22 protein-coding genes are annotated in these 21843 nt (G+C 65.0%); 11 read left to right on the top strand and 11 right to left on the bottom strand.

The features are described from left to right. The first annotated feature begins 82 nt into the window (after window positions 1-82). The 3 genes from DVS29_RS01615 to DVS29_RS01605 all read left to right on the top strand — a co-directional run bounded on the left by DVS29_RS01615 (window position 83) and on the right by DVS29_RS01605 (window position 2299). On the top strand, window positions 83-649 hold the full coding sequence (locus DVS29_RS01615; RefSeq protein WP_118178739.1) for a histidine phosphatase family protein: 567 nt from the start codon (window positions 83-85) through the stop codon (window positions 647-649). A 76-nt stretch (window positions 650-725) separates the two neighbouring features. Continuing rightward, window positions 726-1541 (top strand): AraC family transcriptional regulator, encoded by an 816-nt coding sequence (locus DVS29_RS01610; protein WP_118178665.1) that lies wholly within the window; start codon window positions 726-728, stop codon window positions 1539-1541. Between the two features lie 122 nt (window positions 1542-1663). Next, window positions 1664-2299, top strand: coding sequence for an alanyl-tRNA editing protein (locus DVS29_RS01605; protein WP_118178664.1), 636 nt, complete (start codon window positions 1664-1666; stop codon window positions 2297-2299). A 3-nt stretch (window positions 2300-2302) separates the two neighbouring features. Here the strand turns inward: DVS29_RS01605 and DVS29_RS01600 are convergent, their stop codons facing one another. After that, entirely contained in the window at window positions 2303-3040 is a 738-nt protein-coding gene (locus tag DVS29_RS01600) for an ABC transporter substrate-binding protein (protein WP_240655422.1), read from the bottom strand. 188 nt (window positions 3041-3228) lie between these two features. Continuing rightward, window positions 3229-3666 carry a GNAT family N-acetyltransferase gene (locus DVS29_RS01595; RefSeq protein WP_118178738.1) on the bottom strand — a complete coding sequence of 146 codons (438 nt, stop codon included), beginning with the start codon at window positions 3664-3666 and terminating at the stop codon, window positions 3229-3231. Between the two features lie 119 nt (window positions 3667-3785). Between DVS29_RS01595 and DVS29_RS01590 the strand changes: the two genes are divergently transcribed. Then, window positions 3786-4724, top strand: coding sequence for a DMT family transporter (locus DVS29_RS01590; protein WP_118178662.1), 939 nt, complete (start codon window positions 3786-3788; stop codon window positions 4722-4724). Window positions 4725-4737: 13 nt separating this feature from the next. Here DVS29_RS01590 and DVS29_RS01585 read toward each other — a convergent pair whose 3' ends face one another. Together DVS29_RS01585 and DVS29_RS01580 are read right to left on the bottom strand one after the other, a co-directional pair. Further along, on the bottom strand, window positions 4738-5592 hold the full coding sequence (locus tag DVS29_RS01585; RefSeq protein ID WP_118178661.1) for an alpha/beta fold hydrolase: 855 nt from the start codon (window positions 5590-5592) through the stop codon (window positions 4738-4740). 39 nt (window positions 5593-5631) lie between these two features. Next, the gene (locus DVS29_RS01580; protein WP_118178660.1) at window positions 5632-6327 is read right to left on the bottom strand and encodes an alpha/beta fold hydrolase; all 696 of its coding nucleotides are present in this window, start codon (window positions 6325-6327) and stop codon (window positions 5632-5634) included. 182 nt (window positions 6328-6509) lie between these two features. Between DVS29_RS01580 and DVS29_RS01575 the strand changes: the two genes are divergently transcribed. Further along, window positions 6510-7142, top strand: coding sequence for a CGNR zinc finger domain-containing protein (locus DVS29_RS01575; RefSeq protein WP_118178659.1), 633 nt, complete (start codon window positions 6510-6512; stop codon window positions 7140-7142). 125 nt (window positions 7143-7267) lie between these two features. Next, entirely contained in the window at window positions 7268-7636 is a 369-nt protein-coding gene (locus DVS29_RS37160) for a chemotaxis protein (protein WP_164707821.1), read from the top strand. Window positions 7637-7648: 12 nt separating this feature from the next. Here the strand turns inward: DVS29_RS37160 and DVS29_RS01565 are convergent, their stop codons facing one another. Then, a complete protein-coding gene (locus tag DVS29_RS01565; RefSeq protein WP_164707820.1) occupies window positions 7649-9958 on the bottom strand; it encodes an FdhF/YdeP family oxidoreductase in 2310 nt (769 codons plus the stop codon). A 244-nt stretch (window positions 9959-10202) separates the two neighbouring features. Here DVS29_RS01565 and DVS29_RS01560 point away from each other — a divergent pair, with 244 nt between their 5' ends. After that, entirely contained in the window at window positions 10203-10484 is a 282-nt protein-coding gene (locus DVS29_RS01560; RefSeq protein ID WP_118178656.1) for a hypothetical protein, read from the top strand. 91 nt (window positions 10485-10575) lie between these two features. Here DVS29_RS01560 and DVS29_RS01555 read toward each other — a convergent pair whose 3' ends face one another. The 6 genes from DVS29_RS01555 to DVS29_RS01530 form a co-directional block, all read right to left on the bottom strand. Beyond that, complete coding sequence (locus tag DVS29_RS01555; protein WP_164707819.1) at window positions 10576-11295, bottom strand: PIG-L deacetylase family protein; 720 nt, start codon at window positions 11293-11295, stop codon at window positions 10576-10578. Continuing rightward, entirely contained in the window at window positions 11285-12892 is a 1608-nt protein-coding gene (locus DVS29_RS01550; protein ID WP_118178654.1) for an FAD-dependent oxidoreductase, read from the bottom strand. Before DVS29_RS01550 ends, DVS29_RS01555 begins: the two co-directional genes overlap by 11 nt. Window positions 12893-12964: 72 nt before the next feature. Further along, complete coding sequence (locus tag DVS29_RS01545) at window positions 12965-13624, bottom strand: glycosyltransferase family 2 protein (RefSeq protein WP_118178653.1); 660 nt, start codon at window positions 13622-13624, stop codon at window positions 12965-12967. After that, entirely contained in the window at window positions 13621-14244 is a 624-nt protein-coding gene (locus DVS29_RS01540; RefSeq protein ID WP_118178652.1) for an SAM-dependent methyltransferase, read from the bottom strand. Before DVS29_RS01540 ends, DVS29_RS01545 begins: the two co-directional genes overlap by 4 nt. Next, complete coding sequence (locus tag DVS29_RS01535) at window positions 14241-15383, bottom strand: acyl-CoA dehydrogenase family protein (RefSeq protein WP_118178651.1); 1143 nt, start codon at window positions 15381-15383, stop codon at window positions 14241-14243. The genes DVS29_RS01540 and DVS29_RS01535 overlap by 4 nt, the downstream gene beginning before the upstream one ends. Window positions 15384-15558: 175 nt before the next feature. Continuing rightward, window positions 15559-16644 (bottom strand): LacI family DNA-binding transcriptional regulator, encoded by a 1086-nt coding sequence (locus DVS29_RS01530; protein ID WP_118178650.1) that lies wholly within the window; start codon window positions 16642-16644, stop codon window positions 15559-15561. Between the two features lie 376 nt (window positions 16645-17020). Between DVS29_RS01530 and DVS29_RS01525 the strand changes: the two genes are divergently transcribed. The 4 genes from DVS29_RS01525 to DVS29_RS01510 all read left to right on the top strand — a co-directional run bounded on the left by DVS29_RS01525 (window position 17021) and on the right by DVS29_RS01510 (window position 21807). Next, window positions 17021-18340 carry an MFS transporter gene (locus DVS29_RS01525; RefSeq protein WP_118178649.1) on the top strand — a complete coding sequence of 440 codons (1320 nt, stop codon included), beginning with the start codon at window positions 17021-17023 and terminating at the stop codon, window positions 18338-18340. A 53-nt stretch (window positions 18341-18393) separates the two neighbouring features. After that, a complete protein-coding gene (locus DVS29_RS01520) occupies window positions 18394-19362 on the top strand; it encodes a dihydrodipicolinate synthase family protein (protein ID WP_118178648.1) in 969 nt (322 codons plus the stop codon). 73 nt (window positions 19363-19435) lie between these two features. Next, entirely contained in the window at window positions 19436-20320 is an 885-nt protein-coding gene (locus DVS29_RS01515; protein ID WP_118178647.1) for a dihydrodipicolinate synthase family protein, read from the top strand. A gap of 62 nt (window positions 20321-20382) precedes the next feature. Beyond that, a complete protein-coding gene (locus DVS29_RS01510; protein WP_118178646.1) occupies window positions 20383-21807 on the top strand; it encodes an FAD-binding oxidoreductase in 1425 nt (474 codons plus the stop codon). Window positions 21808-21843 lie beyond the last annotated feature (36 nt).

Here is a 21843-nt window from a genome sequence, read left to right as displayed (position 1 = left end):
GGATTGTACGCGTGAACGTAGGGCCATTGAAAACCGATTGCAAGAGCCTTTCCGGGCTTTGTCGGATGGCGTGGGGTACGGCGTGAGCGCTCAGGCATCGCTGCGACTCGTTGCGCATGCCGCGACCCACGCGATGCGCGCCGGCTGCTTTCCGGACGACGACCCACTCGACGAGCGGGGCCTTGCCGAAGCGACCGCGCTGCGTGACCAATGGTCGATTGCAACGGAAGCGACGACGGTGCTGTGCAGCCCCGCGCGCTGCGCGCGGCAAAGCGCGGTGGCATTGGGCGTGCAGGCAAGCATCGATGCGGCGCTGCGCGACGCCGACTACGGCTGCTGGCGCGGCAAGCGCCTGCGCGACGTGACTCGCGACGCGCCCGCGGATCTCGACGCCTGGATCCATGATCCGCGTTCCGCGCCGCATGGCGGCGAGTCGTTCGAAAGCGTGCTGCGCCGCGTCGGTGCGTGGATGGATGCGTTGCCGGCACAGGGCGATGTGATTGCGATTACGCACGCGGTGGTGGTTCGCGCCGCGATCCTGCATGCGCTGCGCGCCGAGCAGGACGCGGTGCCCAGAATCGACGTCGTGCCGCTGTCGTGTACGACGTTCGCGCTTTCGTCCGATGGGTGGAAGCTCGCCGCCGGCTGATTGCGCGCGCCGCCGCTATACTGGTGCGGCCAAACAGCAATCCACGCGTCATCGCGCCCCTCATTGCGTCATTCCCATGCCTGAATACGTGCAATACCAGCGAATTTCCGAGGTGCCCGGCCTCGTGCTGGGCACGGCGCGCTTCGCGGAATTCGGTTTCGAACGGCACTTTCACCTCGATGTGCATGTGGGCATCGTGACCGAAGGCGTGCAGCGTCAGCGGAACAACGGCAGAACGGAATGGCTCGCGCCCGGGAGCGTCTACCTGATGCCGCCCGGCGAGATTCACGACGGCATGCCGGAAGGCGACAGCGCGTACACGCTGAAGACATTCCGGCTGGCGCCGGAACTCGTCGCGAGCGTGGCGGAAGAAATCAGCGGCATGCACCGCGAGCCGGCATTCACGGGCACGCTGCTCGAAGACCCGGTGCTTGCGGGTCATCTGCTGCGGCTGCACGATGCGATGCATCGCAGCAACGGCGCGAGCGGCCTCGAAGTGCAGTCGGAATGGCTGACCTTGCTGGCGTTTCTGTTCGCACAGTCGCGCGCGGTAGTGCCCGAAAACGTGAAGGGCGCGTTGTCGCCGGTGCAGTGGCGACTCGTGCGGGACTACTGCTTCAGTCATCTCGCCGACAAGATCACCCTCGATGAACTGGCCGCGCTGTGCGGGCTCGGCCGCTTCCAGTTTCTCAAGCAGTTCAAGCAGACCATCGGCATGACGCCGCATGCGTGGCTCGTGCGGCTGCGGCTGGAGCGTGCGTGTTCGCTGCTGTCGCGCGGCCCGCAGGCGATCGCGGACGTTGCGCAGGAGGTCGGCTTCTACGACCAGAGCCACTTCAATCGCGCGTTCCGGCAAGCGTTCGGCGTTGCGCCGTCCGGATATCAAACGTAAGCGCGTCATCTTCGCGTGGTGTTCGCGTTTGCGTCGCTCGATCAATTTTTTACAAGCGACGCGGTTCCGTTCCGCCTACGATGCATCGATCGTAGGCAAGCTCTTCGAACAGGAAACGCAACATGACGCAACGTCTCTATCTGCAGCGTGACGAACTGGACGCACAGTCCACCGTGATCAGCTGTGCTCCCACCGACGACGGCACGTATCACGTCATGCTGTCTGCCACGCTGTTTCATCCGCAAGGCGGCGGGCAGCCTTCGGATGTCGGCACGATCGGCGAGGCGAACGTGATTCGCGTCACGCAGGATGGCGAGCAGGTGATCCACGTCTGCGACCGGGCGGTGCCCGTTGGCGAGGCTCATCTTCAGGTGCTGCCCGCGCCGCGTTTGCTGCACGCGCGGCTTCACTCGGCCGGCCATCTGATCGGCTACATCGGCGAGACGCTAGGTTGGCGCGCGGTGAAGGGGCATCACTGGCCTGGCGAAGCGCGCGTCGTGTTCGAAGGCGGCGAAGCGTTGCAGCCGATGACACCCGACGTTATCGAGCGTCTGGTGAACGAGCAGGTGGCGGGCGATCTGCCGCGTCACACCACGCTGGAAGGCAGTTTGCGCAAGATCGGCTTTGGACCGCAACCGGCGTATCCGTGCGGTGGAACGCATGTGACGTCGTCGGGTGTGGTGGGCAAGGTGACGATCTCTAAGGTCAAAGAGAAGAAAGGGCAGGTCTCGGTTCACTACGCGCTAGCGGAGCAGTGAGCGTCAGTCGTTTTCTTTAGCGACCGTCGCTCCCGCAATATGATGGCGCGCCAGCGACGCTGCCACGAACCCCGATGCCTTCATCGCTTCGACGAATTGCGATAGATACGCCGCTGCGTCGTTCCCTCTTGCCTTAGGTACGCCGACTGCCTGGCGAATCACCATGAAGCGCTGATCGAGCAGACGCAGCCCGCTGGTTTGAGCGGCGTCGGCTTCGAGCTGCTGCTTGACGCCTGCCGCCACGTCCAGATGCTGATCCATGAAGCTCTGCACCACAGCCGGCGACGTGGGAATGCGCACGATCGTCGCGTGATGCAATTCGCGGGAGAGGTACAGGTCGTACGCGCTGCCTTTGCCGACCGCGACGGTCACGCCCGCCCGATCGACCTGATCGTTGGTCTTGATCGGCGAGGCGTCACGCACAAGGTAGAAGCCTTCGATCAGCACATACGGCCTCGTGAAGCTGATTTCATCTCCGCGCTTAGGGTCGACGGCGAAGAAGCCGATGTCCGCCTGATCGTGATCGACGTTATCGACGGATGCCGCGGCCGATTTGACCGCAACGAGTTCGAGCGGCACGCCGAGGCGTTTTGCGAATTCGGTGGCGAGGTCGACCGAAACGCCAACGGGCTTGCCGGTTGCGGGATCGAGGGTGGCCAGCACCGGATTGCCGAGGTTGATCGACGCGCGCAAGGTGCCGGTGGGGGCGAATAGTTTGGTGATCGCGGGGCTCGCCTGGATTACTGGTGCGGCGGCTTGCGTGGTGGCATCGGTCTGCGCGAGTGCGGGCAGTGTTAGCGCGATGCACGCTGCCAGCGCGACGTATTGTGTTGCGGCGAGGTGGAGACGGGGGCGGCGCGTCATGGTCGGTCGATTCCTCGTGTCGGAGGGGTCCGTTGCTCAGGGGAATTCTTGCACAACGGGGAATATTACGGACGCCACCTGAGCGTCGCCTCGATGGAAGTTTCGGTAACGACTTCGAAGCCGAGCCGCTCGTAGAGTCGCCGCGCCGGGTTTCCGTGCAGTACGCTCAGCGACATATGCACGCCCTTACATCTTGCTTCGTCCAATACTGCGCTCAAGACGCGCTTGCCGATGCCGCTGCCTTGATGTGTGGGCAGGATCTGGATCTGGTGCACATGCCACTCGTCAGGCGCCCGGTTCAATTTGAGCAGCCCGATGCTTTCGTCATTCGCGCGAATGATCTGTGCGTCATCGAAATTCGACCAGACCCGCTGCAAGTGGGCGTCTTCGTCGACCGGCTCGCCCATTCGTTGCAGATGCTCCGTCATTGTGAGCTTGCGAAGCTGCAGGAGAAACGGCACGTCGGCCGGGGTTGCAGGGCGGAGGTCGATGCGCGGAGTCATGAAGTTCATTGTATTCGACCACCTGACGCCTGCATCCCATACCGACGCCGCTTCCGTTCTATCGGCAGCTTTTGCGCTTTGCTCTACTGGTGGCTTACCTCAGCGTCGGATAAAGCACGATGAAGCTGACCAGGTTCGCCTTCGTTCTGCTCGGACTCGTCTGGGGATCGAACTTCATCTACATGAAGTGGGCCTCGGTTCTCATCACGCCCACGCAGATCGCCTTCCTGCGGGTGCTGTTTGGTTTCCTGCCGCTGGCGTGTGCAGCATGGCGCGCACGCGCGATCAATCGACGCCAGGTGCGCCATCTGCCTCACTTCTTCGTGATGGCCGCCGTGGCCACGGCGTTCTACTACGTGTCGATCGTCAAAGGAACCGCACTGCTGCCTTCGGGCATCGCGGGTGTGCTGGGCGGCTCCATCGCGTTGTTCACCGCGCTCTTCTCGGTGCTGTTCCTGCGATCGGAAAAGCTCAACTGGCTGATGGCGCTTGGCGTGACATGCGGATTCGCCGGCATCGCGCTGATTGCGCGACCGTGGGAAGGCGCGTCCAGCCCTATCGATCCGGTCGGCGTGTCGTGGATGGTGGCTGGCGCGTCCGTCTTTGGGCTGTCGTACGTATACGTACGCCGCTTTCTGTCGCCGCATCAATTGCCGCCTTTAGCGCTGGTCACATGGCAGATGGGCATCGCGCTCATTCTGCTGGCACTGGCGACGGACTTCACGGGCATCGGGCGGCTATTCACGGATTGGCGCGCGGCAACCGGAGTTATCGTCGGGCTCGGGATTTTCGGAACCGGTATCGCATTCCTGATCTACTATTTTCTGCTTCAGGAACTGGGTGCGGTTGCGGCCTCGAGTTCGACCTACATCACGCCTGTCGTCGCATTGTTGATCGGCCAGGCGTGCGGAGAGCGCATCGGCATTCTGGAGGGGATCGCGATCGTCGTGATACTCGGTAGCGTCGCGATCCTGCAGATCGGCCGACAGCGCGCAGCAATCGTTCAACCCTCCGCTGCACCCCAGCCCGCGATCCGCTCCACATCCAGCCCGAACTGATCCGGCGCCTGGGTTATCGCAGCAAGAACTCCGCGATAACCGCCGCAATTTCCGCGGCATGCGTTTCTAGCGCGAAGTGCCCGGTATCGAAGAACCGCACTTCCGCATTCGGCATGTCACGCTTGAACGCTTCGGCACCCGGAGGCAGGAAGAACGGATCGTTCTTGCCCCACACCGCGAGAAACGGCGGCTGATGCGTGCGGAAATACGCCTGAAACTCCGGATACAGCGCGACGTTGTTCCGATAGTCGCGGAACAGATCGAGCTGCACTTCGTGCGCGCCCGGACGGCTCATGTAGAAGTCGTCGAGCGAATAGCCGTCGGGCGATACCGAGGCCGCGTCCTTCACGCCATGTGTGTATTGCCACACAGTCGTCTCGTGCGTGAGCAGCGCGCGCAGCGCATCGCGATTCGCTTGCGACGGGTCCTTCCAGTACGCGCGAATCGGGTTCCAGCCGTCGCTCAAGCCTTCTTCGTACGCGTTGCCGTTCTGCGAAACGATCGCCGTGATCCGCTCGGGGTGCTTGAGTGCGAGACGAAAACCGGTGGGAGCACCGTAGTCGAACACGTACACCGCGAACCGGTCGAAGCCGATCACTTCCGTGAAGCGCTCGATCACGTTGGCGAGGTTGTCGAACGTATACGCGAACTCGTCGCGTGACGGCAGATCGGATTGCCCGAAGCCCGGCAGATCTGGCGCGACGATATGAAAGCGGTCCGCGAGCAGCGGCATCAGATCGCGAAACATGTGGCTGGAGCTCGGGAAACCGTGCAGAAGCAGCAGCTTCGGCGCGCCCGCGCGGCCCGCTTCGCGATAGAACACGTTGAAGCCGTCGACGTTCGCGCGGCGATAGGTGATGGTGCTCATGATTTCTATCCTCGAATGCAGTGAACAAAGTTAGTGCGCTTATCGCGCGGCAACGGACTGAACGGCTTCGACGATCACGTTCGCGACTGCATCGGGCGCCGTGACGATGGGCGTGTGATCAGCGTCGTACGAACGCACGTGCGCCTTCATCCGGCGCGCCATAAAGTGCTGCGTCGCCGGGTTGATCATCCGGTCCTGTTCCGCGATCAGGAACCAGCTCGGCACGTCCTTCCACAACGGCCGCTTCACCGCTTCGCCAATGCACACCGCAGCAATCGGCCGCTGCACCGCGGCGAGCACCGCAAGCTCTTCTGGCGTCGCGTGCTGCGCGAATGCGGATGCAAATGCGTCGTCGGGAAGCCAGATCCAGCCGTGCGCGTCCGGCGCGAGCTTCGGCGCCTGCGGATGCGTCTCGTCGCGATAGAACACATCCGCGACGGTTTCGCCTTCGTCCGGCGCAAGCGCGGCCGCATACACGAGCGCGGCGACGTTCGGCGCCCGCGTTGCACCGATCACGGCGCCCGCGTACGCGTGCCCCACCAGCACGACCGGCCCGTCGATCCGTTCCAGTGTGCGATCCAGCGCGGCCACGTCGTCGCCCAGCGACGTCAGCGGCAATGGCGCCGCGACAGCACGGATGCCGTGACCCTTCAGACGCTCGATCACCTTGCCAAAGCTCGATCCGTCAGCCCATGCGCCGTGCACCAGCACCGCGCTCACATTGCCAAGAGACATGTCCTGCTCCTTTGAAGAAAAAGGTTGCCGCTCGTGACGCACACCTGTCTGTCGTGCTCTATGTAACCTGCAAATTTATGTTTTAGAGGTTACTAACGAGATATGTAACTTGTCAAGATGATTTTTAGTGGTTACACTATTTTCATCGTGATTCCGATCGTCATTCATTCGTCAGGTTGCTTATGGACTACCGTCAGATTCCCGCGATCTTGGTGGCCGACGCGCCCGGACTCGATTTCCTGAACTCGATCGCCACGCCGGTGGACGAGGAAGTCGACTGGATCAGCGATGGCGAAGGGCTACTCGGCTGGCTCGAACAGGCCGGGCTCGTACCCGCTGCCGCGCTTGCGGCAATGCGCGCGCAGTCCACCGCCGCGCAGCTCGATGCGGTTGCGGACCAGGCGCGCGGGCTGCGCGAATGGTTCAGAGGCTTCGTGCAGAAGCGCAAGGGCCGGCCGCTGACGGCGAAAGACGCGCGCGAACTCGCACCGTTGAATCAGCTGCTGGCGCGCGACGAGCGCTTTGGCGAGGTCGTCGCGCACGTCGAAGAGGGCGCCGCGCGCTTCGAATTCCGCGAGAACCGGCGCTGGACTTCGGCGGAATCGTTGCTGATGCCGATTGCGGAAGCATTGGCGAAGCTGGTATGCGACGAAGACTTCACACACGTGAAGGCATGCGAAGGGCCGCGCTGCACGCTGCTGTTCGCGGACCACACGCGCGGTCACGCGCGCCGCTGGTGCAGCATGGCGATCTGCGGCAATCGCGCGAAGGTCGCCGCGCATCGCGCGCGGCTGAAGGAGCGGGAAGGGCATTGAGCTGCATCGTGTCGCGCATGCTGGAACGCCGCATGCGGATCCACATCAGGACAACGATCGATCTGTTCCGCCCAATGAGGCAGAGCGGCGATCCGCACCCGGATGTGTGATGAAAGGAGATCGACATGACCAGCAGCACACTGGACCCCGACAACGAATTGCCGCAGAAAGGCAGCCCAGGGAACACCACAGGCGCATTGGGCCCGAGCGACTCGTCGGATAGCGGGAGCGACGTGGCGGGCGCGAAGCGTCACGACTTCGATCGGGATACCGAGCTGGACAACCACGCGCTGGAAACCGGCGACACGGAGCTGGATAGCGATACGGACCGCGCGGGCACCGGCGAGCGCGCCGCGGCCGACGGTGACGAGACGTTGCAGTTCGACAGCGATATCGAACCGGATCGCGTCGGCGATGCGTTCGCGCCGGATGAAGACGCGCTGAATGAAGAAGCGCAAGAGTCGCCGAAAGCGAAGAAGGCGCAGCGGCGCTGACTCAACGCTGATTCACGCCGCCTCTGCCACCACCCGGTGCGATTTCTTCAATCGCACCGGTATCGATTTCGCGGCCGGCACCTTGCTCGATTCCGCGTGATGCGACAGCGGAATCAGCGGGTTGCATTCGGGGTAGTAGCCCATCAGGCAGCCGCGCGGAATATCGAACGCATGCACGCGCATACCGTCAATTTCGCGCGTCACGTTGTCCCGGGAGACCGTTGAAATACAGACCGCATCCCCTTCGCTCAAGCCGAGCCGTTCCATGTCGTCGCGATGCATCAACAGCACGTTGCGCGTGCCTTTGACGCTACGGAAGCGATCGTCGAGCGAATAGACGGTGGTGTTGAACTGGCTGTCGCCGCGTGTCGTCATCAGGCGCAGCACGTCGGGGCCTGAGGAGGGCATGTCGGCGTCTTCGTCGAGCGTCTCGGGTACGATGAAATTCGCCTTCCCGTTCGGTGTTTTCCAGGTCCGCTCGGTGGCCGGCAACGGACGATGGAAGCCGCCGGGTTGCCACATGCGCCGGTTGAAGTCCTTGAATTGGTCGGGATACGTGCGCTCGATCGCATCGCGCACCAGCGAGTAGTCGTCCACCCATGCGTCCCAGTCGACGTGCGGATTGCGCGGCAGCAGCGCTTTCGCGATGCCCGCGACGATCGCGGGCTCGGAAAGCAGCATGTCGCTAGCGGGTTCCGCATAGCCATGTGAACCGTGGATGCACGCGGTGCTGTCTTCCACCGTCACCGCCTGTTCGCCGCTTGCCTGCCGGTCCACCTCGATGCGTCCAAGGCAGGGCAGCAGATAGGCCACCTCGCCGTGCAGCAGATGGCTGCGGTTGAGCTTCGTCGCGATCTGCACCGTGAGGCGCGTGTTGCGCCACGCGGGTTCCATCACATGATGATCCGGTGTCGCGACCTGGAAATTGCCGCCCAGTCCGATGAATGCCTTGACGCTGCCATCCAGCACGCCTTTGCAGGTATCGACGGTGGTGAGTCCTGTGTCACGCGGCGGTTCGAACGCGTAGAGCTCCTTCAGCTTGTCGAGCGGCGCGAGCGCGGGTTTTTCGGTAATGCCCACCGTGCGCTGACCCTGCACGTTCGAATGGCCGCGAATCGGACAGATGCCCGCACCGCGCTTGCCGATGTTGCCGCGCAGTAGCAGCAGGTTCACCAGCATCTGCACGTTGTGCACGCCGCTGCGATGCTGCGTAATGCCCATCCCGTACAGCACCATCACCCGCTCCGCGGCCGCGTATTCGGCAGCGGCTTCCGCAAGCGCTTCGCGCGTCAGTTGCGAGTGCCGCTCGATCTCCTCCCATGTGAGTCGGCGCATCGCATCGACGAAGGCGTCGAAGCCTTGCGTGTGCTCCGCGATGAACGCGTGATCGAGCACCGGCGTCTCGCCTTTCGCGCGCGCCGCGTCGTCCCATTTGATCAAATGCTTGCAGAGGCCCGCTATCGCGGCCGCGTCGCCGCCCACCTTGACCTGATGGTATTGCGTGCTGATCTGCGTGCCGCCTGGCTTGAGCATCTCAGGCACCGATTGCGGGTTCGCGAATTCCACGAGCCCGCGTTCGCGCAGCGGGTTGAACGTGAGGATCTTCGCGCCGCGGTTACGCGCATCCTGAAGCTGATGCAGCATGCGCGGCGCGTTGGTGCCGGTGTTGTGGCCGAAGAAGAACAGGCAGTCGGTGTGATCGAAATCCTCGAGCGTCACCGTGCCGACCGACGCGCCGATCGAAGGCGGCAAACCCACGGACGTGCTCTCGTGGCACATGTTCGAACTGTCGGGCAGGTTGTTCGTGCCGTACATTCGCGCCAGCAGCTGGTACATATACGACGTTTCCAGCGATGCGCGACCCGACGCGTAGAACACCACGCTCTTCGGGTCCAGCGCTCGCAACTCGCGCGCGATGTCCGCGAATGCGTGTTCCCAGGTGGTCTGCACATAGCGGTCGGTGTCCGGGTCGTAGCGCAGCGGAGCGGTCAAGCGTCCGGACGACTCCAGCTCGAAGCCGGACCTCGACATGAGCTCGGTCACCGTGTGTTCGGCGAAGAAATCCGCGTCGATACGTTTGTTCGTGATCTCCCACGCGGTTGCCTTGGCGCCGTTCTCGCAGAACTCGAACAGATGCGGATCCGCCGGCTTCGCCCATGAACAGCTGACGCACGCGAAGCCGTCCGGCTTGTTCTGGTGCATCAGTATCTGGCTGCCTGGCACTACGACGTGTTCCTGCACGAGGATCGACGCAACCGCTTTCGCCGAGCCCCAGCCTCCTGCCGGATGCCGGTATGCCTTGAGTGGAGTGGTATCGCTCATCGTGGTGTCCTCAAGCATGGCGGATGCGCATGCGCATCCCGAACGTGAATGACACCGCAAGCGGTGGGCCAGCTTTGATTTCGCATCACGTGGATCGAGCAGCGCGCGCACGTCCACGCATCGATTTCGCGTTGCATTGCAGCGAACGAGGTATGGCGGTTGCTGCGTGTTGCGCGAGAACGGCAACGTTCGTCGCGGATCCTTGCGGATCCATCCAGAGTCCGAAGAACCGAAGGAGAAGTTCATGAAATCATGCAGACAGGCACTGCCGGTACTCCTCATCTCGCTGCTGTGCGCGTCGGGCAGCGCGTTTGCGCAGGGTAACGGGGGCGGCGGCACAGGTGGCGCGGCAGGCGCCGGCGGCGGCTCCCAGGACACGCAGAACGCCGCCGATGCAACGATGGGCGCATCGCACGCGAAGGCATCGCACAAGAAGATCATGCATCACAAGAAGGCAACCAAACCGGCGACCGACACCACCAACATGCCGGGTGCGGACGCAAGCAGCGATACGAAGGGGAAATAGCGCTTTCCAGCCAAGCGGGTGTCACGACCGCCAGCGCAGATGGCCCGCGCCGGCGGTCGTTCTTTGAGGCCGCGCGTGCTGCGCAATGCGCTCAGCCGTCTCGACGCGTCAACATCCAGAAGCGTTCCGGTGCGTCGAGATCGCGCACGGGCAGATGGGTGAGCGCCGGCAACTGGCTGCGGTAAGCCTGTATCGCGGCATGCTTGCGATGTCGATGCTGCGCCTGTGCCGCTTCGTTCATCGCCGCGTGGGGCGGCTCGAATCGCGTCAATTCGAACTCGGGGTGTCGCGCTGTGAGTTCGGCGATGCGCGCGTCGACGGTGCCCGGTAGCGCGCGATACAGCGCTTCTTCGTAGACGATGCAGCGTTCCAGTTTCAACGCCTGCAGCACGAGCAGACACGCGTCGCTCGCGAGCGTATGGTCCGGATGCGCGAGCCCGAGCGGCATCGCCAGCCGATGCGCGCCGCGCTGGCGCAATTCATCCGCGATCGCCTGCGCGATCTCGCGCGGCGTGGCCGGCTGGCCGTACTGATGATCGAAGAACGGTAGATGCAGCGCGGTGGCATGCAGGAAGACCAGCGCGTCGTGGTCTTCGTGCAGACGTGTACGCATCGCTTCGGTCGAATCGCGAAATCCTGCGCCCCGGTCCCACTCGGTCCGTATCGCGACCGGCGGTATCGCGGCGCACACGGTGCACACTGTCGAACCCGGTTGCGCGGCCAGCCACGTGCCGCAGCCGAACACGCCATCGTCCAGGTGCGGCGAAACGACGAACAGCGGCGCTTCGTGCGCCGTGGAGTTAACCGTCATCGCGCTTGGCATCGTCACGCTGCGCATCGTCGATCAGGTTCTTCGCCGCATCGACGCTGAGCGTCTCGCGCATGGCCTCGGCAAGCACCGCCACCGCGCGCTCGCGGTTGCAGGCCAGCACAGCGAGCACCTGGCCGTTGCGCGCGAACAGCGTGACGAAATCGTCGTTATCGAGCGAACCGACGGTCAGTTGCTGATCCCATTCGCCCGCGCGCACGTGACCTACGTAGTCGAACTGTTTGTCGTAGTGGTAGGTCCAGAAAAACGGCACCGCCGCTTGCGCGGCTTTGAGGCCGAGCATCGCGCGTGCGGCTGCGCGGGCCTGTTGCTGCGCGACGCGCCAGTGCTCGATGCGAATGCGCTGCGCGCCGGGGCCGAAACGCGCCGCGGCGATATCGCCGGCTGCATAGAGCGCATCGGCGACGCGCATCGATTCGTCGACATCCACGCCGCCATCGTCGTTCCTGTCGACACCTTTCAGGAACTCGGCGGTTGGCTGCACACCCGTGCCGATGACGACGAAGTCGCACTTCAGCGTTTCGCGGCCCTGTAGGTGCACGCTTAATTGCGCACCGGCGGCGTCGATCGCTTCGACCTGCGTGTCGAGCCTGAACGTGGTGCCGTTCTGTTCGTGCAGACGCTGAAAGTGCGCGCCGATCGCGTCGCCGAACTGCGCGGCAAACGGCGTGCTTTCAGGCGCAACGACGGTCACCTGCAGTTTGCGATTGCGCAGCGCCGATGCGACTTCGAGGCCGATGAAGCTGCTGCCGATCACGACCGCGTGTCCGCCCTTGTCGGCAAGACCATCTAGACGGCGCGCGTCATCGAGATTGCGCAGCATCACGGTTCGCTCGCGAACGGCCGGGTCGTCGAGTCCGCGAATATTCGGTGCTTTCGGCACGCTGCCGGGTGCGACGAGCGCGGCGTCATAGCGTAGCGTCTGCGCGCCGTCGATCGTGATCTCGCGTGCATGCGCATCGAGCTTCATCACCTGTCCGCGCAGGCATTCGACGTGATGCGTGCCGAAGAAATCGTCGGGCAGCAGCGGATAGACGTCGTCGGGTTTCAGTTCGCCGGCGGGCACGAATTTGCTGAGCGCGGTGCGATCGTATGGCACGTCGGTCTCGGCATCGATCAATACCAGGCGCCCCGCGAAGCCGAATTCGCGCAGCGACGCGCACGCGGCCGCACCGGCCGCTCCTCCGCCGACGATCGCGAAGGTCTGGTTCTTGCGCGAGTTTTCTCCATCGACCTGTGCGGCGGGAAGCGGATCGTCCGCGGTGGCGGACACCAGCACGTCGTCGCCTTCCACCTCCACGGAATAGCGCGGCAAACCTTGCAGCGCGGGCGGTTCGAGCAGCGCGCCATTACGGATGTCGAAGGTGGCCTTGTGCCACGGGCACACCAACCGGCCGTGGCAGATCGCGCCTTCATCGAGCGGCGCACCCGCGTGCGGACAGTCGGCGCCGAATGCGCGCACGCCGTCGTCATCGCGAATCAGCAGGATCGCCGTTTCGCCTGCCTGGACCCGTGTCGGCACGCCTGAACGCAGCCCGGCAAGCGACGCGACCTTTTGCATGGGCGTGGAAGCGGTCATCGCGAACCTCTCGTAAGTGATCGCTTACGCTGCCGCAAATTGCATGCCGTCCATGGCCTCGGTTGCCAGCTATCACTCGGTCGACCACGCAGCCAGCGTATCGCCGAAGCCGCCGCGCGCGCGGCTGTCCAGGCGGCCGCTCGTCGTGACGCGCGGCGCGGCGCTCCACGCGATGCGCGCGCCGGTGACGATCAGCATGTTGACGAGCGCGACGTCCTCGTCGCACGCGAGCGGCGGGAAACCTCCCGCGCGCTGATACGCGTGCGCGGCGACGCCGAGATTCGCGCCGTGCACATGCCGGTGGCCATCGATGGGCTGGTAGCGGCGCTGCCAGATTTCGCGGGTGCGCGTCGGATGCATCTGCCAGTCGTCGACGTGGACCGATACACAGCCGCACACGGCTTCGACGTCGAGCATCAACTGCGTGATGAGCCAGTCGTGCGCGACCACGCTATCGGCGTCGGTAAACGCGAGCCAGCGCGCGCCACGCGCGAGCAGCAGATCCGCGCCCGCGGCGCGCGCCTTGCCGACGTTGCGTTCCGCGACGACGATCGTTTCGATGCACAGCGTCCGCGCGATCGCATGCGAGCGGTCGGTGCAGCTATCGAGCGCGACGATGATGCACACCTCTTCGCCACCCAGCGACGGATGCGCGGCCGCGATGCACACCGCGCCGAGACAGGTGGCGAGAAACGCCTCCTCGTTATGGGCAGGAATCACGACGCCGATCATGCGATGCCCTCCCGCGCCGCGACCGGGCGTGCATCGTTCGACCAGACTTCGAGCAGCAGATCGGCCTCCATATGCCTCACGAGCTTCGTGAGGCACATGCATGCATCGAAGGCGGCGTGCGCCTGGCGTGCGGATTGCAGAGCGCCTTCGAACGGATGCGTCCAGTGGCACGCGAGCAGCGTGCCGTCTTTCGCGAGCGATCCCTGCGCGAGCGCGGCGAGTTGCGCAGTCGCCTGCGTGGTGAGGTAGTACAGGAGTTCGCTGATGACGATCAGGTCGAAGCGCCCGTCGTCGGGCCATTCCGTAGGCATCGTGCGCTGTTCGACGCGCACGTGCGGCCATGACTTGCAACGCTGCGTGGCGAGTTCGACCGCGCGTGCGTTCAGGTCGGCGCACAGCAACGCATCGCAGCGCGGCGCGAGACTCGCAGCCAGTTCGCCATTCGAGCAGGCCGGTTCGAAGCCGCTGCGATAACGCTCGCGCGGCAGACAGGCGAGCGCGAGCTGACGCTTGCGGGACTCGTACCAGCGGCCGCGATAGTCCCACGGGTCGTCGCTCGTCGCGTACAGCGCATCGAAGTAGGCGGCGTCACAGATCGTGGCCGTCGTCGTGGCGCTCATGCGTGCGCTCCGCCTGTGGGTTCGAGCGACCAGTGCGCGAGATCGCCTGCGATCAGCGTGTCGGCCAACACTGCTGCATCGCGTTCCGCATGGCTCTGTCGCAGGAAGACGGGCAAATCGGCCATCGCGCGCGCGAACCAGCGATCGCCGCAGAACGGCATTGGGCCAAGCACGCGGCCAGTTCGCTCGATGATGTCGAACGCGGCAGCCTCGACCGAAAGGCGCGCGCGCAGTGCCCACGCACGCGCGTCGGTGCGGGGCGCGCGATCGATCGCCGCGGCGGTTTCGCGCAGCAGTGCGGCCACTTCGCTGATGCGCGCATCGACGGCGCCAAGATGTGCAATCGCGTGCGGGTCGCGCGGATCGGCGCGACCCGCGATGCCCGCATGCAGTGCCCGTGCGATCGCTTCCAGCGAGCCGAACCAGCACGCGGCGATGCCCGCGCCGCCATGCCAGAAGCCGGGCCGCGCCAGATATGCGTCAGCGGGTCCGATCTGCCAGCCGAGCGAGCGTTCGAACGTCACATCGCTGGTACCGGTGGCTGCCATGCCGAGCGCCTGCCAGCGGTGGCCGTCGATCGTAACCGACGGTTGTGCGAGGTCGATGGCCACGAGTATCGGGTCGCCATTGAGCCACGCCGTGACGAGTGCATGCGAGCAACTCGGGCCGCCCGAGCACCACGGCTTCATGCCGTCGAGTCGAACGCGGTCGTCGCGATCGGGCGTTGCGATCACGCGCTGGCGCGGCGGGTCCGCGGCCCACACGCCCCAGATGCCGGTGGCGACGAGTGGATGTGCGCCGAGTTCGGTGAGGATCGTGAGCGCGTCGGTGTGGCCTTCGTACAGTTTCACGAGCGCGAGATCGCACGCGGCGACGGCAGCGAGCGCAGCCCATCGTTCGAGCGTACGGCCGCGGCCCGGCAGCGGCAGGCACGCGAGGCCCTGTTCGTGCAGTGTGCGCAGCGCGGCAGCGCGATCTTCCGCGCGTTCGTCTTCGAAGTGGAAGGTCGCGAGCATACGGCGCAGCGCTGCGATATCCGAGAATGTCGCTGTGTCGGCTGCGTTTGCCGTATCGCGCCGACGGCTACGCGTGCGCGGCGCAGTCGTCACGCGTTCGGGGTGGCTGTCGATCTCGCTCATCGCTGCTCCTGCACAAGAGGTCGGCATGACGTGGTGCGGCGTTACGTGCCACTGCGATGGTCTGCAGCAGAGCGCTCGCGGCAAATAAAGCGCAAGCGTCATGCCACACGGTTCGTGTGGCGCGGTGAGGGGCAGATGGGGTTCGGGTTTTGCGCTGAGGTTCGAGCGCAGGGATTTACTTCCTCTTGCGCACCGCCACCTTCGCGGTCGATTCGCGCACCTCGAGCGTTGCGTGAAGTTCGTGGCCGGCGATCGTGCCGCGACCGTTCATCACGTCGAGCAGTTGCTGCGCGGCGAGCCGGCCGATTGCGCCGGTGTCGACGCGCATCGTGGTCAGCGCCGGCTGAATTTCTTTGGCCAGCGCGAGGTCGTCGAAACCCGTGACTGACAAATCGCGCGGCACGTCGATGCCGAGCGCCTGCGCTTCGAGCAGCACGCCGACGGCGAGCGAGTCATTGCCGCAGACGATGGCCGTTGGCCGTTTCGCCGACTGCCGCCAGATCGAGCGCAAGCTTTCGCGGCCAAACGCGATCGTGGACGGGCCTTCGCGCACGTTGTCGGGCCGCACCGCGAGTCCGTGCCGCGCGAGTGCCTCGCGAATGCCGCGCACGCGCGCCTGCACGCGGTCGTTGTCGTGCGTGGGCTGCATCACGACGCCGAGTTCGCGATGCCCCAGCGCGATCAGATGGCTCGTCACATCGAAGAATGCCTTCGCGTTGTCGAAGCCGACGCACGGATGCGGACTGTCCGCGCGATACGCGTACGTGACGACATACGGCACGCGATACTGGCTGAGCGCCTGGAACAGCTCGGGCGAATAGGCCTCGCCGACGATCGCCATGGCTTCGACGCCGCGCGCGAGCATCGCGCGGACCTGCGTCAGCGCCTGCGCCGGATCGTAGTTCGAGCAGCCGAGAAACAGCGTGATGCCATGTTCCGCGAACACGGCCTGCATCTCCGCGACCTGCGAAGCGAACACCTGATCGTCCAGCGTCGGAATCACCGCGCCGGCGATGTGCGTGCGTGTCGACGCGAGCGCGCGGCCCGCCGCGTTCGGAATCCAGTTCAGCGTGAGGGCGGCCTGGCGCACGCGTTCCTGCACGTCGGCGGAGACCTTTGCCGGTTCGTTGTAGACCCGCGACACCGTTGCTGTGGAAACGCCCGCGAGCTTCGCGACGTCGCTCAGCACCGAACGGCCGGTCGAGCGGCGCGAACGCGGCGGTGTGGGCGTCGTGGCGGTGGAAGGCGAGGAACGGCTCATCGGTGCGAAAGAGGTGGAGGACGGACGTGAACGGTCGCGGTGGGCGTGCCGTCGCCATCTTACCCGCGATGCAGGCACTCAGACGCGGGTCGGAATCGATAAACCATGCGGCCCGGCGTGAGTCTCCGCGTAAACCCCGAAGTGCTCATCCAGGGGCTTGCTTCAAAAGCCAGTTATGGTAAAAATGTAAGCGCTATCATGAATGCCTCCGAGGGCCATGGGCTAACAAAAGCCGTAAAAAATAGGGAACTGAGAGCCCTGCCGAACGGCCCGTCACAGTTGGCGGGCCGTGATGGCGAAGCAGAGTGTAAGCGCTAATATCAAGATGCGCGCTCAACAGCGAACCAGCGAATACCAATGCACGGAGACGACGGGCATGAGCGAAAACCAGGCGCAGCCGGTGCCGCGCCGCATACGCCGCGCGCAGACGGTTGCGCTCGCGCTGCTGATGGTGAGCGGTATCGTCAACTACCTCGATCGCGGCACGCTCGCGGTCGCCAATTCGTCGATCCGCTCGAGCCTTGGTTTGTCGCTCGGTGAGATGGGGCTCCTGCTGTCCGCGTTTTCGTGGAGCTACGCGATGTGCCAGTTGCCGGTTGGCGGCCTCGTCGATCGCATCGGGCCGCGGCGCCTGCTGGGGGTGGGGCTGATCGTGTGGTCGCTCGCGCAGGCGGCGGGCGGTTTCGTCGGTTCGTTCGGCGCGTTCATCGTCGCGCGCATCGTGCTGGGTATCGGCGAAGCGCCGCAATATCCGTCGGCGGCGCGCGTCGTCACCAACTGGTTTCCGCTGCGCGCGCGCGGCACCCCCACCGGCATCTACAACGCGGCTTCGCCGCTCGGCACCGCGCTTGCACCGCTGTGCCTGTCGGTGCTGATCGCGTCGCTCGGGTGGCGCGCGGCGTTCGTCGGCACCGGCGCGATCGGTCTCGTCGTCGCGCTCGTGTGGCTCGCGCTGTATCGCGACCCAGAGGCGCTGCGTCTCAACGACGAAGAGCGCCGCTATCTCGCGGGCGATGCCGACGAAACCCACATCGCACATCGCCGGCTGAGCTTCGCGGACTGGCGGCGCCTGTTCTCGTACGGCACGACGTGGGGCATGCTGCTCGGCTTCTTCGGCTCGGTGTATCTGAACTGGGTCTACCTGACGTGGCTGCCGGGTTACCTGACGATCGAGCGCCACATGAGCCTGATGCGCACCGGCTTCGCGGCATCGGTGCCGTTTTTGTGCGGCTTCATCGGCGCGCTCGTAGCAGGCTGGTTCTCGGATCTCATCACGAAACGTAGCCGCTCCGCGGTTGCAAGCCGCCGCAACGCGGTGGTGATCACGATGCTCGGCATGGTCGTGTTCACGATTCCTGCTGCGCTCGTTCAAAGCAACACCATTGCGCTTGCGTGCATCTCGGTCGTGATTTTTCTCGCAAACGCGGCTTCCGCATGCTCGTGGGCACTCGCGACGGCGGCCGCGCCGCCGGACCGTGTCGCTTCGCTCGGTGCGATCCAGAACTTCGGCGGCTTTCTTGGCGGTGCGCTCGCGCCGATTCTCACCGGCTATATCGCGCAGGCGTGGTCGTTCGTGCCTGCGCTGCTGACGGCGGCGGGCATCGCGTTTGCCGGCGCGCTCGCTTATCTGTTGCTGGTGCGCAAACCCATACCCGAACAGGACGGCGCGGAGGCTCGCACCGTCTTGACCGCCTGATGCGCAGCGGCTTCTTTCTGCGCCGGATTCGTCGCTCAAAACAAGGAGAACACATGTCTGCCGTTTCGCATTCGCCTGCTGTGATCGAGGGGATCGTGCCGGTGATGCTCACGCCGTTCGACGACAGCGGCGCGATCGACTACGCCGGCCTCGAACGTTTGATCGAGTGGTATCTCGCGCATGGCGCCGATGCGCTGTTCGCGGTCGCGCAGTCGAGCGAGATGCAGTGCCTGAGTCTTGCCGAACGCCGCGAGCTTGCGCGCTTCGTCGTCGAGCGCGTGGCGGGGCGCGTGCCGGTCGTCGCGTCGGGTCACATCAGCAACGATCTGGATGCGCAGGCCGAGGAACTCAACGCCGCGGCCGCGTCCGGCGCGCAGGGCGTCGTGCTCGTGACGAACCGGCTCGACCCCGAGCGCAAGGGCACCGAAGCGTTCCTCGCGAATCTGCGTTATCTGCTCGCGCGCCTGCCATCCGACTTGCCGCTCGGTCTGTACGAATGCCCGGCGCCATACCGGCGTCTGTTGAGCGACGACGAGCTGAAGGCCTGCATCGACACTGGCCGCTTCATGATGCTGAAGGACGTGAGCTGCGATCTCGCCACCGTGAAGCGCCGCGTGAAGCTGGCCGAAGGTTCGCCATTGAAGGTCCTCAACGCGAACGCCGCGATTGCATGGGACGCGATGAAAGCGGGCTCGGCCGGTTTCAACGGCGTGTTCACGAATTTCCACCCGGATCTCTATCAATGGCTGCGCACGAGGAGTGCATCGGACCCCGCGCTCGCGGAAGAACTGTCCACGTTTCTCGTCGTCGCCGCGGTATCGGAAGCGCTCGGCTATCCGGCGTTCGCGAAGCTCTATCACCAGCGGATCGGCACGTTCGCATCGATCCGCTGCCGCGCGATCGACTACGACGTGCGCGAACGCTTCTGGGCGCTCGATGCGGTGCTCGACAAGATCGTCGCGGGCACCGAGCACTTCCGCGCGCGCATCGCCGTGCAGCCTGAGTTACGCCGTCGCGCGTGACGGTCTAACATGAGATTTGCAGGTAGGCACGTCCGGACGAGTCTTGCAGTTCGATGACAGGAGAACGACAGCCATGGCTTTGCAAAGTAGCAACGGAGAAGGTGCGTACGCAGCGGTCGCCACGCCGCTCGATGCCGAGAATCGCGTCAACGTGCTGTTGCTGGCGCGACATTCGCACGATCTGATCCGGCGTGGGCTGACCGGCATCACGCTGTTCGGCACCACGGGCGAAGGCCCGTCGTTCACCGTGGACGAACGGCGAGCGACGCTCGATGGTCTGCTCGCGGCAGGCATCGAGCCTCATCAACTGATCGTTGCGGCCGGCGCCGCGGCGCTCGGCGATACGATCGAGCTCACGCGGCACGCGCTCGCGCAGGGCTGCAACCGCGTGCTGGTGCTGCCGCCGTTCTTCTTCAGGGACGTGAGCGGCGCAGGCGTGGCGGATGCGGTGGGCGCGGTGATCGACGCGCTCGACGATCCGCGTTTGCGCGTGATCCTTTATCACATCCCGCAGGTGTCGGGCATCGCGATCGACGACGTCGCGATCAGCACCTTGCGCGAGCGTTACGGCGAGATCATCGACGGGATCAAGGACAGCAGCGGCGATCTGGAACACTCGCTGGGGCTGATCGAACGACATCGCGGGCTGAAGGTGTATGTGGGCGCGGAGAACGCGATCGCGCGTGCGCGTGCGGCCGGCGGCGCAGGCACGATTTGCGGTCTCGCGAACGTGGTGCCGGAAGCGATTCTCGCGAGCTATGCGGGCGGCAGCAACGAGAGCCGCGAAGTGATCGATACCTTGCTGGCGAGCGTGAGCGGGCAACCGTTCATGCCGTGGCTGAAGGCACTGCTTGCCGTGCGTCAACGCGACGACGGCTGGCGGCGCGTGCGCCGGCCGCTGGTCGAAGCGGGCCCGGACGCGCTGAAGGCGCTGCCGCGTGCGTTGCTCGAAGCGTGACTTCGGCCGCGATCCTGCCGAATGAAAAATCGATCGGATAACGAAACGATCTGGAGGACGACATGAACGATGAAACCGGCGCGCGGCAACTCGACGCGTCGCAACGCGACGGCTTGCTCGCGGCACTGCGCGATGCGCTCGGCGCCACCGCAGTGCTGAGCGGCGCTGACATCCCCGCGCGCAACGAAAAAGACTGGAGCACGCTCGCGCCGCAGCGGCCGCTTGCGGTCGTGCGGCCGGTGGATACGGAAGGCGTCGCGAACGCGATGCGCCTGTGCGCGCAGTATCGCGTGCCGGTGGTGCCGCAGGGCGGGTTGACTGGGCTGTGCGGCGGCGCGCGGCCCATCGAAGGCGCGGTGGCGTTGTCGCTGGAGCGGATGGTCGGCATCGAGGAGATCGATGCGGCATCCGCGACGATCACCGTGAAGGCGGGCACGCCGCTGCAGGCGGTGCAGCAGGCCGCCGACGAAGCCGGCTTCTTCATTCCGCTCGATCTCGGCTCGCGCGGTTCGTGCGCGATCGGCGGCAACCTGTCCACCAACGCGGGCGGCAATCGCGTGATCCGCTACGGCATGGCGCGCGAAATGGTGCTGGGGCTCGAAGCGGTGCTCGCGGACGGCACCGTCGTGACGAACCTGAACAAGATGCTGAAGAACAATGCGGGCTACGACCTGAAGCATCTGTTCATCGGCAGCGAGGGCACGCTCGGCGTCATTACGCGCGTCGTGCTGAGGCTGTCGCCGAAACCCGGTTGCACGATGGCGGCGCTGTGCGCGCTCGATAGCTACGCGCACGTCGTCGATCTGCTCGGCGAGGCAAGGCGTGGGCTTGGCCCGCTGCTCTCCGCATTCGAAGTGATGTGGCCGGACTACTGGAACACGGTGACGCAGCGCGTGCCTGGCGTGCGCGATCCGATCGGCGGCGAGCACGCGTGCTATGTGCTGGTCGAAGCGCAGGGCATGGACGAAGCGCTCGATGCGCCGCGCTTCGAGCACTGGCTCGAAACGCAGATGGAAAACGGCGTGATCGCGAATGCCGCGCTCGCGCAGTCGCTCGCGGACGTGCATGCGTTCTGGGGTGTACGCGATGCCTGCGCGGAATTCCCGCAGGTGCTCGGACCGCACGAATCGTTCGACATCGGTCTGCCGGTGTCCGTGATGGACGACTACGTGAGCGCGTGCCGCGATGCGTTGCAGGCGCGTCTGCCGGGCGTGGTCGCGCTCTTCTACGGCCATATCGGCGACGGCAATCTGCACATCGTTTCGTGTGTGCCGGGCAGTTCGCCGCAGCCGAAGGAGGCGATCGCCGAGACGGTGTACACGCTCGTGCAGCGCTTTGGCGGCACGATTTCGGCGGAACACGGCATCGGCATCACGAAGAAAGGGTGGCTGCCGTGCACGCGCAGCGAGCCGGAACTCGCGCTGATGCGCCGCCTGAAAGACGCGCTCGACCCGCACCATCTGCTCAACCCGGGCAAGGTCGTGTAGCAACCGCAGTTCGACACCCGATGACGGAGGCCGGCA

Origin of the sequence: Paraburkholderia phosphatilytica (genome assembly GCF_003443895.1) — a bacterium.
Lineage (GTDB): Bacteria > Pseudomonadota > Gammaproteobacteria > Burkholderiales > Burkholderiaceae > Paraburkholderia > Paraburkholderia phosphatilytica.
The sequence above is the reverse complement of the archived record's forward strand: the minus strand, read 5'-3'. Positions and strand labels throughout refer to the sequence as shown.